This window comes from Cyclobacterium sp. 1_MG-2023, from assembly GCF_030546805.1.
Lineage (GTDB): Bacteria > Bacteroidota > Bacteroidia > Cytophagales > Cyclobacteriaceae > Cyclobacterium.
In genome coordinates this window covers 300,537-317,001 of sequence record NZ_JAUOPC010000001.1, presented here as the reverse complement: position 1 = coordinate 317,001, position 16,465 = coordinate 300,537, and the positions used below count along the sequence as shown (strand labels likewise).

Genomic DNA, 16,465 nt, shown 5'->3' with positions numbered 1-16,465 from the left:
GTTTGCCACTTTTGCCTATACAAACACGCTTTTTTTGCCGATGGGGGATTTTGGCAGCTAACTGTCCAATTCAAAACTGGCATACATTGTGCTAAATATTTCTGATGTTTAATCCTAATACGATTTAATATGGATTGGAATCTAAATCTAAACTTTTTAGCAGCAATGTTGGCCATGGTAAATCCCATTGGCCTTATACCCATTTGGTATGAAATGACCGGAGACGCCACACCAAAAGTAAGAAGAAAAATTGCCCTTATGGTTACAGGGACTTCCTTCGTGACCTTACTTTTATTTTTAATTTTGGGAGAATATATTTTGGTATTTTTTAATATCGATATAGAAGTTTTTAAGATTGCCGGTGGGTTTCTTTTGATGTTCACTGCATTGTCAATGATCAATGGATCTGCTACCAAACTAGAAGAGTTAAAAGAAGAGGCCGATACCAATCTAGGCTTGGCCAAGCTTAGGTTTGAAAAAGTAATGGTTCCGCTTGTCATTCCGATGTTGGCCGGGCCCGGATCAATTACTACCGTATTATTGTACAGTTTCCGAGCAAGTGGTTCAACTACTTATGTAGGATTATCCGGTGTTTTATTGCTCAGTTATTTTTTACTTTTTATCGTCTTCAGTTTTTCCTATAAAGTAGAAAATAAGGTAGATGATATTGTTTTTGTAGGATTTACTCGATTATTTGGTTTAATAGTTGCTGCAATTGCCGTTCAGTTTATGGTCGAAGGATTAGGAGAGGTTTTCCCGAATTGGATGGAAGGTGGCTCTGCTGTGGAAATAGAAGATAAATGATGTTGTGCAAGCCTTTCAATTGACAGGATAATATATCGTTTTTTAAGGGTGGTCAATAATACGGACCTGATATCTAAATAATGCATGGTTAAGCTTAATTATAGGGTGATTTATAAGCATAAAAAAACCAGCACCTGAAGAAGGTTTTTCTAAGAAATCACTTCTCCCGGTACTGGTGAACATAAACAACCTAAACTTACTTATAACTATAATCGGGTATTAAATATTTGAATGAACTATTTTTTTAATCATTAAGGTAATTACTTACCGCATTTGCTCTGGATGTGGCATGAGACATTAAGGTGCTTACTGCATTTTGAAAGTCCCCACTGCTATTCAAGAAGGTATAGCCATTGTTTTCACTGGTGGCATATTGTTCTACCAAAGCAGCATAAGTGGTGTATTTTGATTGTACTGTACTGGTATTGAATGCACCATTGATAACTTCTGCTACATAGGCATCATATTTTTCCTTGTATACCGCGTCTGCATATAAATAGCCAATCAAAGGCCAACTAGAGGCATTCAAGCCAGAGAAATTTAATGGTAAACTTCCCTGCTGGTTTCCACTTTGAAGGGCCTCATTATGGTCCCAAGGAATCCAGTTCAATTTATCAGTGTCAGGATCATTGTATAAAAAATAATTATGGGTCATCCGTCCATAAGTATCCCAATTTTGAATAATTGTATTAACTGCCAAGTATTTAAGGAAAACGTCAGTATCAAACACTTCCTCAAGATTTGATCTCCAGATGGCCGGATCAGATGTTCTGGAAGCATCATGCAATACGGTCAATAAACTTTCTACATCGGAGAAATCTGCCTCGTCCTCATTGGTCTTTTTCACATATTCATCTTCATCGTAAGTCCCATAAGCAAAACTGGCTGCATCACCATCAGGTTTGTACAAGTTGCCATCATTATCAGCGTATTGGGTATCAATAAGGGTATCATCTACCTCTTCTACCATGGTATATAATCCAAAATAAATCGGGCCATCTCCATAGTCAACATATACTGTATAAAAGGCCGTATGTGAAGCAACTAATCCTGCATCTCGAAAAATCTCGGTCGCCACCTTTTCTCTCAGCATGGATTTATCGTTGTAGTTGTTCTTCAAACTTAACTTCTTGAAACCATAAAAGCGTTGGTTTTTAATTTGTGGATAATCATCCTCAAATTCATCAAAATCTAGTTTAAAGGACAACTTTAAAATACCTGATTGCCAACTACTTTGTAAACTTGAATTGCCTTTAAAGCGGACACCTACTCGGTACCATTCTTTCCCTTCATAATATACTTCAGCAGGTACAAAAACGGGATCTTCATCTGAGAAATTACTGGTGCCACCGCCAAATCCACCACCACCGGGACCACCGCCCCCACCACGAGAACCAAAGGTGCCATATATATTGGTCATATCCCCTAGCATGGTTTGCCAGCGATCTTCACTGATAACAATATCCAGCCTTTTTACCGCCTGATCATTGAATACTTCCTCAAAATCAGGGGCTGCATCATTGCTATGCGTAGCTGTGGTCCAGTCAGTAGCTTCAAAATCAGTATCATCAATGATGACCTCAACTTCTTCTTCCTCCCCATCTACAATATCCTTAACTTCATCCACACAAGAAGCTAAAGCAAATATTAAAGGCAATAAATACAGGTATTTTGAATACCCTAATAATGATTTTACTTTCATTTTTTTCATTTTAGTCAAATTTGGGCTCAAACAATACAACATCAATTTCTTGCTGCTGAATGAAAGAAATAATTGAGTCCTTTCATTAAAGATGAATTAAATCATATTATTCCCGAGGTCCCCTAGCAGGGCGGCTTTCTCTTTCTTCCTTTTTTTCTAAATAAGTTTCCAGCTGGTTTTCAGTTAAAGTGGCCTGCAATTCCGTATCGATTTTTTCTCTCGCTTCTTTGGCGGTTTTTCTGGACTTCATGTCATCAGCATATTTTTCGTGAATGGTTTTCCATTCTGTAACCTGCTCATCGGATAAGCCCAGCTCTTTGGTAGCCATCTCTATGATTTCATCTGTTGTTGGAGGTTCAGGTCTCTTACCTTGAGCATAAGCCATTGAAGTAAAAGCAACCATTGCGAGCATTATGAATATCTTTTTCATTTTATTGTTTTTTTATTTTCTTCTTTAGACGCAGGTGTATTCAAAATCCCTCTGTGATAAAGAAAAAAAAATTAATTTGACTGAAATATTAATGTATAGGGCTTAGGATTTCAAAAAATAGATTTACATAAATAGCTGATATTGTATTGGTTAAAACAATTTTAACCCTTATAAAAAAAATAGAAAAAAATTAACTCCCAAAATGAAATTAAATTTAGTTCGGATTATTTAGTAAACCCTGAGCCCTAAGAAAGACTGGATAAAAAAATCGTAAATGATTAGGGATGTTTGAGAATGATAGACCTTCTACTTACTATGAGGAGATTATATTATTGAAATTGTTAAAAAATTCCCCTTTTATTCTTATAAAAGGGGAATTAGCCAACTTATTTTTTTTGATTTGAAATAGTGTATAATTAGAAATAGGCTAACAAATTTTACCCAATTAATTACCTGCCTTGATATATGCCCATCCTTGCTCTTGCCTAATGATGATTTCTGCCAATCCTGAGGGAACAGTAATGGATCCGGGTATCAGGTCATCTTTACTTACCTTGGCCCTTTTCATCGTGTTCTCACAAGCAGCAAAAATTACTCCTCTTTGCTGTAAATCTGCTATTCCCTCTTTTACTTGACTCTCTGTCTTCAGTAACATTGGAAGGGCGTTTCCATGACAAATTACTTCAATTTCAGCCTTTGGTAATGCTTTTAAGATATTATTTAGTTGTCCGATGGCTTTATTCTGGTCTTTCATTTCACCTTTAGTGACTTGAAAAATGACTTGATGTACTTTTTGATCAACAACCTGTGCCTTAACTAAGAATGAGCTACTTATCAAAAGAACAAAAAAGGATAAATGAATAAATTGTTTCATGAGTGCTATTTGTTTTCAAATATAAACTATTTGAAAACAATTGTTCTTAGGCATTTACTTTTTCTTTGGGCTTGACCGCAGCTACCAGATCTTCAAAAATCATATATAGACAAGGAACGATTACCAATATGATACCCGTTGCGAATATGATTCCAAAGCCTAATGAAATGGCCATGGGAATAAGCTGAAATGCTTGACTAGAGGTCTCGAGAATGATTGGGGTCAATCCTCCAAAAGTGGTCAAAGTAGTTAAAATAATTGGCCTGAAACGCCTTACACCTGCTTCATGAATGGCCTCGTAAGCGGAAAACTCTTTTCGGGTTTTATTGGCATAGTCAATCATAATTAAGGAATCGTTGACCACCACTCCTGATAAGGCGATTACTCCCATAAGGCTAACCAAAGACAGATCGTAGCCTAAAAGAATATGTCCAATAACTGCACCAACAATTCCAAATGGAATGGCCAACATTATTATGATAGGTTGGGAATAACTATTCAATGCAATTGCCAAAAGACAGAAAATCAAAAGCATGGCGATTATAAAGCCCGACCAGAGGGCTTCAGTCGATTCCCGCATTTGTGCTTGACTTCCTTCATAAGTCCAAGCTATTCCGGGAAAATCAGCCCTGAGTTGTGGCAATACTTGTTGGTTTAGGGCTTTAAGTACCCTGGTTTGTGCGGCTGGAGGCTCCACGTCCATTCCTACATTCACCACCCTTTTTCCATCTCTTCTATTGATATTGGTAAAAGTCTCCCCTTCCTTGACCCGAACTACATCCAACAATGGAACAGAAACACCATTGGGCGCCTGAATGATAAATTCCTCAAGATAATTGATGTCTTTCCGTTCCTCAAGGGGAAGTTTTACCCTTACCTCAAACTCATTGATTCCCCTCAGTTGCCGCATGGCCAATGCACCAAAAAAGGCATTCCTCACTTGCTGACCCACCATATTGGGCGTTAAGCCTAGGTTTCGGCCTTCAGGGAGCAATTCAAAGCCCAGCTGTCGTTTACCCTTATTGTAATTGTCGCTTACATCACGGGTTTCCGTAAAGGATTCTACCCTTTCCAAAAATGCCTGACTGGCCCGTTCCAAAACTTCAATGTCGGGATGACTGAGATCTACGCTAATGTCTTGCCGGGCTCCACCCGGACCACGTTCGGCCTCAAAATTAATTTGATCCACCCCTTTTATATCACCAATATTGTCCCGCCATATTTCTATCAATTCTTTGGGACTCATGTCACGCTGATCCGGTGGTTTCATGACAATTTCAACATCAATAAAATCCTTACCACGGACATTTGTTTTGACTCCATAGGCCACTTCATACAAATCATAAGCCTCAAACATCTTGTGGGTATTGTTTGTAATTTCGACGGCTACTTTTGCTGCCTGGTCATTCGTTGTACCCACTGGGAGGCGAACAGCAGCTTCTATTTCATCAGCGGCTACTTCCGGCATCAAGACTGTTCCCATATGGTCACTGTAAGCAAAACCTCCTACCAGCACCAATAATGAAATGGCAGCTGAAAAAGTCAGGTATCTATTCCTTAAACAGAGGTCCAGAAAAGGTTTGTAATGTTTGTTGATAAACCTGTTAAAACCGGAGGCTATAGCTCCTTGCCAGGTCTCCAGTTTTTGTACCCAAGCATGTTTTTTCACTCTAGGTGATTTGGTTACATGGGAAGGTAAAATAAATAAGGCCTCAAATAAGGATACAAACAAGACCACAATAACCACTACAGGCAATGGCCACCAATATTTCCCGGTTTCCCCCGGAATAAATAACAATGGCACAAAGGCGATTACAGTGGTTAAAATACTAATGATTACCGGCTTGGAAACATCTTTTGCCCCCAAGATGGCTGCATCAATATAGGAGTAGCCCTTCTGCCTAAATTCATAGATGTTTTCTCCTACTACGATGGCATCATCAACCACAATTCCCAATACAATCAGAAAGCCAAACATGGAAATCATATTGATACTTAGCCCCACAATGGGAAGAAAAAGCATGGCTCCAACAAAGGACACCGTCATCCCCATCATTACCCAAAAAGCCAACCTATATTCTAGAAATAAACCTAAAATGACCAAAACAATGACGATGGCCATCAGTCCGTTTTCTGTTAACAAAGAAAGTCTTTCTCTAAAATCTTCGGCCCTATTGCTTTCTATCCTCACTTTTACCCCGGGTGGCAGGCCGGGCTCAAATTCGGTTAGAATATTTTTGACTTTTTCCTCGATTTCCAAAGGAGATTGATCACCTATCCGGAAAACTTCTAAGTCAACAGTGTTTTGTTGTTCAAATTGTCCATTGAACCCCACCTCTTCAAAACCATCTCTAATGCTGGCAATGTCTCCCAATTTAATGGTAGCCCCCGAAGCTGATGAAATAATATCTATGTTGGCAAATTCTTCGGCTATAAGCTTCCTTTCTTCCATACGAAGTAGGATTTCACCAGACAATGTTTCTATAGACCCTGCAGGAATATCCCTACTTGAAGCTTCAATCAAATCAGCTACCTGACCCAAGGTGAGGTTGTATTGTAACAAGGTATTTCTAGGAATTTCTATATGAGTAACGAAATCCGGTACATTGCCAATCTCCACTTGTGTAATCTGCTCATCACTAAGCAATCTGGTCCTTAGGCGTTCGGCCAAAATCCTAAGGGTCCAGACATCCACATTGCCATAGATCCCTACTTGCATCACATCCATCTGTTGGTTTTGCAAAACAATTTGAGGCCTTTCTATGTCATCAGGAAAAGTTTGTATCCGACTTACGGCTTGGTTGATGTCCTGTAAGGCTTTCATTCGGTCTGTGCCGGGAATTAACCAAATTTCTACGGTACCTGATCCCTCATTAGCCGAAGAAATTATTTCCATGATCCCTTGTACTTCCCGCACTTTTTCCTCTACTGGAAGGACAATACCTTGTTCAACTTCTTCAGGGGCAGCTCCGGGGTAAACCACAGATACTTCAACTATGTCCAATTGAAACTGAGGAAAGACTTCTTTTTGGACCGTATACATGGTGTAAATTCCTCCCACCAGGAAAATCACCATCAGAAGGTTGGTGATGATCGGGTTTTTGGCCATAAAAGCAATGGGACCTCTCTCTAACGCATGATTTGATTGTTCTTTCATGGTTTTACCGTTTAATCTTCTTCCAATCGAAGTGGAGAACCTTCCACCACAGTGGCCAAATCAGTGGCGACGATTTGGTCTGAAGCTGACAGACCATCTCTAATATAGGCATACTGCCCATCTTCAAAAAGAATATTGACTTTCCGAATTTCCAGTTTCCCCTCCTTTAAAACCCAAATTGTATTTCCGGGTCTAATGAATTGCCTTTGCAGTCGGGCTACATTTTCCAATTTTCGAGCTTTAATTTGAACTTCCACAAAGGTGCCTATAATCAGCTGTGGTTTATTAGAATCCGGATTTTTACGCAATAGTGGGTCGGGAACACTTACAATTACCCTAGCCAATCTTGATTGACTGTCCAATGCTCCAACCAATCTTGAAACATTTCCTTCTCTAAATTGTCCATCTTCCCAAGCAGAAGGGTGAACAATTTTGACAGGTGCCCCTGAACCTTCTTTGCCCTCACCTATATCTAGCCAGTTAATTTTGGATAATGGTACATTGGCAATGATCCAATATTCATCGATTCCCACCAATCGGCCCAAGTCAGATGCTGTGGCGATTTGAGAACCTAGATTTACATTTCTAGACAATATATGCGCATCAAAAGGAGCTCGAATTGCCGTCCTTTGCAAATCCAAATTGGCCTGGTTTACAGCTGCTTCTGCCGCTTTAACATTTGCCTTTGCTGCTTCAAGTTGGGGTTTCCTTAATACCAAGTTTTGGTTTTTGGAGGACAACTCATCACCTATGAGTTCATAATCTTTGACTGCTACATCCTGCCGTCCCAATTCCACTTCATAATCCGATTGGGCCAAAGCCAGATCACTTTTTCGAAGTATTAAAGTATTTTCATAATCTGCAGGATTAATTTGCAATAGCATCTCTCCTTTTTTTACATAAGCTCCGGGTAGAAATTGAGAGGCAATATGCGTCACTTCCCCACCGACTTGATTGCTTAATGAAATGTCTGTAGCGGGTTGTACCAGCCCTGTAGCAATCACAGAAGGGTTAAAATCCCCCTGTTCTGCTTGTACCACATCTACCAACATTGCCGTGGTTTTAGAAGCACCTTCCATTTCGGCTTCAGGCGCTGTCCAAAAAAAGATTAGGGCTATAAGAATGCTGCAAACCAATAATCCCAAACTTATCCATATGGTTTTTTTTCGCGTCATTTTGTTGAGATTGAGTTTTCTTGTATGCTAAAATCTTCTTCATTTTCAATCGGACTTTCAAAACCTCCGGCAAGTGCCCGGTATAAGCTAAGTCGATATAGCAATAAATTTAATTTTTCATTCACCAATTCTCTTTTCAATTGTTGCATTTGATCCAAGGTTACAAGAACATCCAAATAAGCAATTGATCCATTCAGGTATTCTACCCGCAATTGATTAAAGGCACGTTCTGCCAAGTCCAATTGGCTTTCAAGTTTCATGATGATCTCTTTTTGAAGGTTTTCACGAACCAATGCATCCTCAACCTCTTGAACTGCCACCAAAACCGTTTGGCCATAGGCGTTGAGCTGCTCCTCGCGAAAAGCCTTGGCTCGTTGAGTCTCCGCTTTTAACCTTCCTCCATAAAATAATGGCATCAACAAACTACCTGTAAGCGATGCAGCCTGAGATTCAACAAGATTGGTAAGGGTATTGGATCTTAGGGCTCCGGTTAAGTTAAATGTCAAGCGAGGATAGGTATTACTTATGGCTACAGCCACTTCCCTATCGGCTGCTTCCAATTGGTTGAAACTGCTTTGAATATCCGGTCGTCTATTGATCAATTCCATGGGTAAACCGGCATTGGGTATGGGGCTTAAAGTAGGAAGATTGACCTCTTCGCTGATGTTCAGCATTCCCGGAGCTTTTCCCAAAAGCACAGCAAGCCTATTTTTCAATACTTTAATTTCCATTTGTAAGGCCAAGGCCTCTTCTTTGGTATTTTCTATCAACTGTTCTTGTCTCAAAATATCCACTCCCCTAACTTGTCCGCTGGCAAATCGCGTCCGAATAAGAGCTAATATTTGCTGATTGTATTCGGTTTGCTCTTTAAGCAAATTCATCTGTTCTCGATAGGCCTGCAAAGAAAACCATGTCAATGTCACTTCACCAGCAATGCTAATCCCCATGGTTTGATAATCCAAGTAAGTAGCCATCAACCTGTTTTCAGCTGCCAGCTTACTTTGTTTCACCCTTCCCCACAGATCTACTTCATAGCTGGTTCTCAAGGAAAGTTGGGTATTTTCTCCCCCTACGAAATCAGGCGCAGGCCGACTGGCCCCGCCTTGTAATTCTAAAAACACCTGAGGAACTCTTTGGGAGGCAATAATGGCGACATTACTGGCTTCTTGCGCCACTTGAAACCACGAACTTTTTAATTCCAGGTTGTGATTTATGGCAGAATCCACCAAGTTATTAAGTTTCGGATCTTGAAATGACATCCACCAACTTGAATCCATAGGGCTGGATCCGGTAGGCAAAGAATAGGCTTGCGGTAGTTCTACAGGAACATCTCCGGTGGTCACCCTATTCCCGCAGCCTAAAGTCACACAAAATATGGTGAGACCAAAAACTAAAGGAAGGAGCAATTTTCTGGTGATATTGATGGCTTTTAAAAGCGTAAATTTAGGGTCTATAAAATGATACAAAGGATTGCATTTTTTTTTAAGATAATAAAAATCAATTGGGATGCAAAGCCAACTTTTTACATTATAAATTATAACCTATTTTAATAAATAATGTTTTAGGCTAAAAAGTTATGTTTTTCGTTCTATTTTGATGCATTGAACCCCATTCAAATATTGTATTTGTGGAGAAAAAATGGTTTGATTGGTTGATGAGTATTTATTGATTCAAATTATAACCCATTGCATTTGCCCCTTAATTAGTAGGCTATCTCTTCTTCAAACTTGATCCTGAAAAGATCAATGGTTTACAGTAATAAGAATGACTTGATAAATTTCGACACTGTAGGGGCCGTACAAATTGATGGCTAAGCTATTCCTTTAAACATTTGACCTCTTTGTGATCCGTTTAAAATATTGTGTTTTTTATTTAATGCGAAAAGGAAAGATTGGAATTGATAAGATCAGTAGAAATTTCTCATGGCCGGTTTGATACATAATCCAAACCTAAGCATAGAGGTATATTGGTTATAGTCAAAAAGGTTTTCACCATAACCATTGTACCATTGCAGGAATATATACTGGTTGGCGGAAGGAATTGGTTTAAAATTCAATTCTAGAATGGTATTTACCCTGCTAAAATTGTTATTTGGGTTAATAACGAGGCTCCCCCAGAAATTATCATTGAAACTTCGATAATTAAAGGCCATTAATCCATATCCTCTGTAATCAAAAAGGTCTTTGTTTTCATCCCCTAATACCCCTGCCCATATCTTCCCTTGCACAGAAATATTTGCATTATAAAAATACACAGCTGATAAGGTAGCAAAATTCCAGCTTCTGGAATTGATAGTGTCCAGGCCGTTTGATTCATGTTCAAATGATAGAGCAATACCACCTTTCAACTTTTGTTTGCTGAGAACAGGTCTAATCAGGGTTATTCCCGGGTTATAATTGTTATCTGCAAAAGGCGAAGAATTTTCGTAAATGTCCCAAAACGATTTTTGGGTATAGGTTAGCAATAGAGAAGTTTTAAACGGCAACCTTGATTTGGTTAACCGTTGACTGATACTGATTTGGTATTTCGCATCAGCGGTTTTCTTATTAATTTCTTTATTGGTCGGTACACCTGTAATAAAATAATTGTCTCTGTACATACCGAAACTAGGCTGAGCATCATACAAACTTAAAAATTCCTCTTCTGATATTTGGAGGTATTTTATGGTCCGAAAATCATACTTACTGGTATCCATTTGCTGTTTCCACATGGATTCCAAATCCCTAATTTGAGCATGGACTTTGAGCGAAAAAGCACATAAAATAAATAGAACAAGCCATCCACTTTTAAGAATTGGTATTATGCTTTTGAATTTACTCAAATTATTAAATTGATTTCGCTTACTTAGGTTGGTTTTCTAAATGGGAAGTTTAATAGTTGCCCGGGTGTTTTTTTTTCAATAATAATCAAAAGCTACTCAATTTATACCATATTAAAGTATTAAAAGGAAATCACATGGTCTCAAAGGCCAAATAAAAACGTAATTTGGGATAAAATTTTAGTAATTGAGCCAAATTTTAAGAATAAAAAAAGCCTTGCCATTTAAAATGACAAGGCTAATGTAAGTTGCTTGGTGTATTTTTAGTTGCTCCAAACTTTGGCATTTTTTGCTTTAGGTCCGGTTACTTTTGGTCTGGTTGAAACCAAGGCTGTTTCTTGATAATTTTTGGTTTCAATTTCCCAAGATTTTTTATTTTTCGCGGATGGTCCTTGTAGTTTGGTTGCAGTTTCTAAAGTATAAACCTTTATTGCAGGAGCTTTATCCTCTTGTTGCCAAGGCTTATAATTCTTCGCAGCTGGACCTTTTAAATCACTTTTGTTTTGTGCAAATCCAACTGATGCTATGGTTAAAAAAGCGAATGCAAATATTAAACTTTTCATAGGAAAACCGTTTTTTGTTAGTGTCTTATTTATAGTAAAATTAACGCTAAACAGTCTCCGGAGATACTCTAAGAAAATCGGTAAATTATAGTCAGATGAATAACGGATAAGAAACATCCGTATAAATACGTAGGATATTTTATAGTAAATTCAATTGAGCGGCTTTATTAATAAGTTCAGGAGTGTTTTTTACATCCAGCTTTTTCATCATATTGTTTCTATGGGTCTCAACTGTCCTAGTACTAATAAATAGCTTTTGAGCAATTTCTTTTGTGGTTTGACCATCTGCAATCAATTTTAAAATCTCCATTTCCTTGGGAGACAGCTTTTTAGGACTTACCCCTTCCAGAGACATGATATTGATCATCCGCTGGGAAATATCCTGATTAAAGTATTTGTTTCCTTTAAGAACAGTATCGATTGCAAGAAGTAACTCCTCCTCATCGGTATTTTTTAATAGGTACCCATAAGCACCTCCCCTAATAGATTGCATGATATAGTTACCATCATCATGCATAGAAATAGCGATTGCCTTGATGCTTGGATATTTTTTTTTCAATTTGACTAGCACCTCAAATCCGTTCATTTCAGGCATTGTCAAATCAAGCAATAGTAAGTCCGGTTGAACACCTTTTTTTAGTTTTTTAAAAAAATCTTTACCATTTTCAGAACTTATTACCACCTCAAAATCTTCCTGCTTTGACAAAAGCGAATCTATTCCATCACGAAACAATTGGTGATCATCAACGATTGCAATTTTGTATTTATCCATCTTTCAAAGGTATTTCAACTTCCACTTCAGTTCCGTACTGGTCAGAACGAATACTAAGGTAACCATTAAAAATTTCTACCCTCTCCCTAATATTTCTTAAACCAGCCCCATATTTAATTTTATTGGGATCAAAGCCTTTTCCATCATCAAGATAATACAATGAAATTTTATCATTAAATTCTGTCAAAGAAATGGTTATTCTATTCGCATTGGCGTGTTTCAAGGTATTGTTGATTAGTTCCTGGCTTACCCTAAAAATACAAATATCCAGATCCATGCTCAACTTGCCGGCCTTTCCTTTGGTGGCGTCATCATAAATAATTTCGATTCCACTGGATTTTTTCATTCTTTCAATAAAACTAGCCAAAGCTCTACCTACCCCAAAATCCACCAATACGGATGGCATCAAATTATAGGTCATCCTACGGATTTCATCGATGGTGCCATCCACTACAGTATTGATTTTCTTTTTATCACAGGAAGAAAGTTCAGAGGTTTGCACCATTAATTTAAGACTAGTAAGTAAAGGGCCTACACCATCATGCAAATCCTTGGACAAACGTTTACGTTCGTTTTCCTGTCCTTCAATTAAAGACTTTTTAGCCATTAATCGACTTATCTTTTCTGCATTTTCATATTCCATTAATTTCTTCTGCATTACCATTAAGGATTTACCCAATACATCACCTTCCCCTGAAAGCTGATACTTGGCTTTCATGTTCATGTTTCCAATTTCCGTAGAAAAATAAATGGCCTCTCTTATAGATTTTTGAAGCTTTTTTAATGCCACAAACATTTCCTTTATTTCCTTGGTCTGGTAGTCATTTTCAATATTAAAATCATAATTCCCGCGTGTCATAAAGTTGAGGAATAGCCGCATCTTTAATAGAGGTTTTGACAATACAACCGTAATTAAAAATGAAAATGTCAAAGCGAAAAGCAGTACCAAAAATGAAATAAGGAATAACTTATTTCTCATTATCAACAGTGGAGCTGTTACTTCTTTTACATCAATTTCAGACAATATCGCCCAATCTAGATTGCCTATATCCAATTTATGGTAAGAACTGTAGACAGAAATCCCTCGATAATCATCGATGATGCCAAAACCGTTGATGCCCTGCAAGGCATGTTTCGCTCCCAAAGTCGATGCTTTAATTTGACCTGGAGGTGTATCAGGCATAAATCTAGAAAGAGAGCGCATGCGGAAATCTCTACCCACCAAATAGGTTTCACCACTTTCCCCCATTCCTGTACGCTCCATCAAAATATCCTGGATAGCATCAGAATTAATGCACTGAATCTGTTGTATTTTATTACCTTCCTTTTTGATCATGGCGAGTTTTACGACGCCTCTTCTTGCACATGAGGTAATATCAAAAAAACTTTCTCCATTTGGAATTAAGTTTAATTTGTCTTGCAAACATTGAATATCCACCTCTTCAGCAATTAAACTGTAGGGATCTGAAATGGAATCGGCTGATCCTAGGCTCAGTTGTTTTTCAAATTCTTCCATTTCTGCTTGTAAAAAAGCTTCGAGTTGAATTCGTTTCAGTTTTTTGATGGAGGAAAGTTGAAGTAAAACCCTTTCATCAAGGGCGTTTTTAAACTCTTTGTAGGAAAAAATTGAAAGGGTAACTACAACCAAAAAAACCAAAGAATTGATTAATAGGATTATCCATGACCTTAAGCTTTTCATTGATTAAATAAATTTTTCTTCCGATCTGTAATAAATCTATTGACCTCTTCTTACTTCAAACAAACGCTCAACAAGTAAATAAGGTTATTTAAAATTAAAGTCGCTTTTTCGAGTTATAAACTTCAAAACTTAAAACTTGGACATCACCCTTGGAATGGTCTATTTCAAGTTTTATTTCCGTATTATTTTCAGGAGAAAATGGTACAATTAATTTATGACCTATTTCAATTCCATTAAATATATTCACCCAATTACTATCAAGCTTTCCTTTAAGGCTAAAAGACCGTATCCTTTCGCCATGACGAATATTTTCCATGATTACAACATGGTCAATAGTGGCCTTGGAAGGCAAAGTTAAACTAAAAATATTTCCCGAACCAGACGATTTTGCAATGGGGTTCGAAAATCGTTTCTTTATTTCTTTGCCCCATTCCTTCAATCTTTTAACGTCCAGTTCCGGAAGTAAACCTTCAGGGTCAGGAGTTACCCTACAAGGATAAGGAACTTTCTCACTTTCGCTTCCACCCCAACGAATATTAGCCCTTTGCAGATTGTGGTAAAATAGGCCATTGGGTTGGTATTTGTCAAAAATAGACAAAACATCAGGTCCTCTTTGTTCAGGTCCGTGTGCTCCTCCTTCAAACCAAACAATGGCCAATTCACCATACCGCGATATTGGTTCTTCAACGATCCCTTCCTACATACATTATAATGGGCTTGCCTTTCTTTTGCAGATTGATTTGTTCCGTTTAATTTAAAATCATGCGCCCCGTAAAAAGAATTCCATCCAATACCAATATAGATCCCCGATAAAACACCAAATTTTATACAGAACGCCACAAAATCCCTGAAAAGGTCACCTTTGCCATTTTACTGCTATTAGAGAATAAGCATTAACATCACTTTGGTACAAAGCAAAACGGGTTTCATGGGTGGCCGTAAGTATGGCAATTTTACAACCTGCATCTTTTGCTGCTTTTAACCCATTGGTCTTTGTCAAGCTTTGTAGGATTGAAAATATTATAATCAGGAATTGGTATAATTCTATTCTTCGTTTGATTTTATTTTTCTCCATCAAATTCATGCAGATCATAATGAAACACTGCCTCTTGCTCCTCATTCTGCCAGATCAGCAGGGCTTCTGAAGGCAATGGTACTTGTGCATAAAGGAGGCTTGAACTAAATACCAAAAATAAAAAAGCAATTTGGAATTGAAGGGAGCTGATCATTGGTTTTTTTTAGGGCTAAAGATATTGTATTAAAGTTAATCAAAATATTTATTGAAGTTTCCCTTTCAAAGCATCTATAGGATTCATGGTAACAATCTTACGGGCAGGAATAAAACTTACTATAGTGGCAGAAATTATTACTATGAGGGCTGAAGAAACCAAAAGTGAAGGACTAAAAGATGGATAAATTCTATCTCCCATCCCTATGCCCATATCCGCGGTAAATGCGCCGAAAGAAATTCCTTTTTGGGACAAATAGCCAAATAAAGGCACTCCAATTAGTGTACCCAAAAACATGGAGAATAAACTGTACATGCTGCCTTCGAGGGTAAAAAGTCCTGTAACTTCATTCTTTGTCATTCCCAAAGCGATATAGGTGCCTATTTCCTTTTGTCTTCGAAATACGGACAATACCTGAGTATCAAAAATAGCCAATAAGGCGATGGCCAATAATATAAAATAAATAATCCTTGCACTGGCTCTTTCTATTTCAATGACATTGTTAATGTTCTGTAAAAGCTTTTCCTGATTTACATAATTCCAATCTTTAAAACTGGTATCAGGCATAGGCTGATCAGCAATCATAATGGTCGCTTCATTGTTCATTCCGGTTATCCTCCATAGGTCCTCCAAACGCATCCAAATTTGACCTTGATCCACTGTACTTATGGTTGTATTAAAAATGGCAGCCACCTTCACATTTTCTGCATCGAATGTGCCATTTTTATCCCGCCAACGTAAGCTTATTTCATCTCCTAAGGAAAGTTTGGCTGTTTTTGCCATTCTTTTACCTATGGCCACAGGTATGGCCCCCTCTTGTTTATCCAATCGATCTACAGGAATTTTTAACTGTCGTTGATTTTTAGGTAAACCTTTTAAAGTAACGGACAGCATTCTACCATTGGGAAATATTGATGCCGGCCGCATCAATAGAGGAGTTAAACCTTGTGCATTTCTTGCATCAAATACACCATGAGCATTTTGCAAACTAAAAGGATCGTATGGATCATAATCCTTGTGTTGAAATTGACCGTAACCAAATTCCCAATTGATTGCATCTCTCTTGGCCTGTAGGTTCCAGCCATCCAATAATCCATTGTAGAAAAGTATAACCAAAAAAGTAAAAGTCAAAATTCCCACGATAAGCCAAGTTCTTAACCCGGCACCAATAAGGTTTCTAAAGGCAAGTTGAAAGGATAATTTCATGGGCAATTCAATTGACTATTGAAATTTTCGGTTAAT

The 16,465-nt window shown here is 37.9% G+C and carries 15 protein-coding genes; 1 reads left to right on the top strand and 14 read right to left on the bottom strand.

The window, feature by feature from the left end:
• Window positions 1–129 precede the first annotated feature (129 nt).
• Window positions 130–804: a MarC family protein gene (locus tag Q4534_RS01145; RefSeq protein WP_303611327.1), complete on the top strand. Its 675-nt coding sequence runs from the start codon at window positions 130–132 to the stop codon at window positions 802–804.
• Between the two features lie 244 nt (window positions 805–1,048).
• Here Q4534_RS01145 and Q4534_RS01140 read toward each other — a convergent pair whose 3' ends face one another.
• The 14 genes from Q4534_RS01140 to Q4534_RS01075 form a co-directional block, all read right to left on the bottom strand.
• The gene (locus Q4534_RS01140; RefSeq protein ID WP_303611326.1) at window positions 1,049–2,506 is read right to left on the bottom strand and encodes a CotH kinase family protein; all 1,458 of its coding nucleotides are present in this window, start codon (window positions 2,504–2,506) and stop codon (window positions 1,049–1,051) included.
• A gap of 106 nt (window positions 2,507–2,612) precedes the next feature.
• Window positions 2,613–2,936 (bottom strand): Spy/CpxP family protein refolding chaperone, encoded by a 324-nt coding sequence (locus Q4534_RS01135; RefSeq protein ID WP_303611325.1) that lies wholly within the window; start codon window positions 2,934–2,936, stop codon window positions 2,613–2,615.
• Between the two features lie 445 nt (window positions 2,937–3,381).
• On the bottom strand, window positions 3,382–3,810 hold the full coding sequence (locus Q4534_RS01130; RefSeq protein WP_303611324.1) for a DsrE family protein: 429 nt from the start codon (window positions 3,808–3,810) through the stop codon (window positions 3,382–3,384).
• Window positions 3,811–3,856: 46 nt separating this feature from the next.
• Complete coding sequence (locus Q4534_RS01125; RefSeq protein WP_303611323.1) at window positions 3,857–6,967, bottom strand: efflux RND transporter permease subunit; 3,111 nt, start codon at window positions 6,965–6,967, stop codon at window positions 3,857–3,859.
• An 11-nt stretch (window positions 6,968–6,978) separates the two neighbouring features.
• Window positions 6,979–8,142, bottom strand: coding sequence for an efflux RND transporter periplasmic adaptor subunit (locus Q4534_RS01120; RefSeq protein ID WP_303611322.1), 1,164 nt, complete (start codon window positions 8,140–8,142; stop codon window positions 6,979–6,981).
• Window positions 8,139–9,608 carry an efflux transporter outer membrane subunit gene (locus Q4534_RS01115; protein WP_303611321.1) on the bottom strand — a complete coding sequence of 490 codons (1,470 nt, stop codon included), beginning with the start codon at window positions 9,606–9,608 and terminating at the stop codon, window positions 8,139–8,141. Before Q4534_RS01115 ends, Q4534_RS01120 begins: the two co-directional genes overlap by 4 nt.
• Before the next feature lie 440 nt (window positions 9,609–10,048).
• Window positions 10,049–10,837, bottom strand: a complete 789-nt coding sequence (locus Q4534_RS01110) for a phospholipase A (RefSeq protein WP_303611320.1) — start codon at window positions 10,835–10,837, stop codon at window positions 10,049–10,051.
• 386 nt (window positions 10,838–11,223) lie between these two features.
• Window positions 11,224–11,523, bottom strand: a complete 300-nt coding sequence (locus Q4534_RS01105; protein ID WP_303611319.1) for a hypothetical protein — start codon at window positions 11,521–11,523, stop codon at window positions 11,224–11,226.
• Window positions 11,524–11,662: 139 nt separating this feature from the next.
• Window positions 11,663–12,295: a response regulator transcription factor gene (locus Q4534_RS01100; protein ID WP_303611318.1), complete on the bottom strand. Its 633-nt coding sequence runs from the start codon at window positions 12,293–12,295 to the stop codon at window positions 11,663–11,665.
• Window positions 12,288–13,994 (bottom strand): ATP-binding protein, encoded by a 1,707-nt coding sequence (locus tag Q4534_RS01095; RefSeq protein ID WP_303611317.1) that lies wholly within the window; start codon window positions 13,992–13,994, stop codon window positions 12,288–12,290. The genes Q4534_RS01100 and Q4534_RS01095 overlap by 8 nt, the downstream gene beginning before the upstream one ends.
• 94 nt (window positions 13,995–14,088) lie before the next feature.
• Window positions 14,089–14,652 carry a hypothetical protein gene (locus Q4534_RS01090; RefSeq protein WP_303611316.1) on the bottom strand — a complete coding sequence of 188 codons (564 nt, stop codon included), beginning with the start codon at window positions 14,650–14,652 and terminating at the stop codon, window positions 14,089–14,091.
• Between the two features lie 198 nt (window positions 14,653–14,850).
• The gene (locus Q4534_RS01085) at window positions 14,851–14,994 is read right to left on the bottom strand and encodes a hypothetical protein (protein WP_303611315.1); all 144 of its coding nucleotides are present in this window, start codon (window positions 14,992–14,994) and stop codon (window positions 14,851–14,853) included.
• Between the two features lie 61 nt (window positions 14,995–15,055).
• Window positions 15,056–15,223 carry a hypothetical protein gene (locus Q4534_RS01080; RefSeq protein WP_303611314.1) on the bottom strand — a complete coding sequence of 56 codons (168 nt, stop codon included), beginning with the start codon at window positions 15,221–15,223 and terminating at the stop codon, window positions 15,056–15,058.
• Between the two features lie 48 nt (window positions 15,224–15,271).
• Entirely contained in the window at window positions 15,272–16,429 is a 1,158-nt protein-coding gene (locus Q4534_RS01075) for an ABC transporter permease (protein ID WP_303611313.1), read from the bottom strand.
• Window positions 16,430–16,465: the final 36 nt, after the last annotated feature.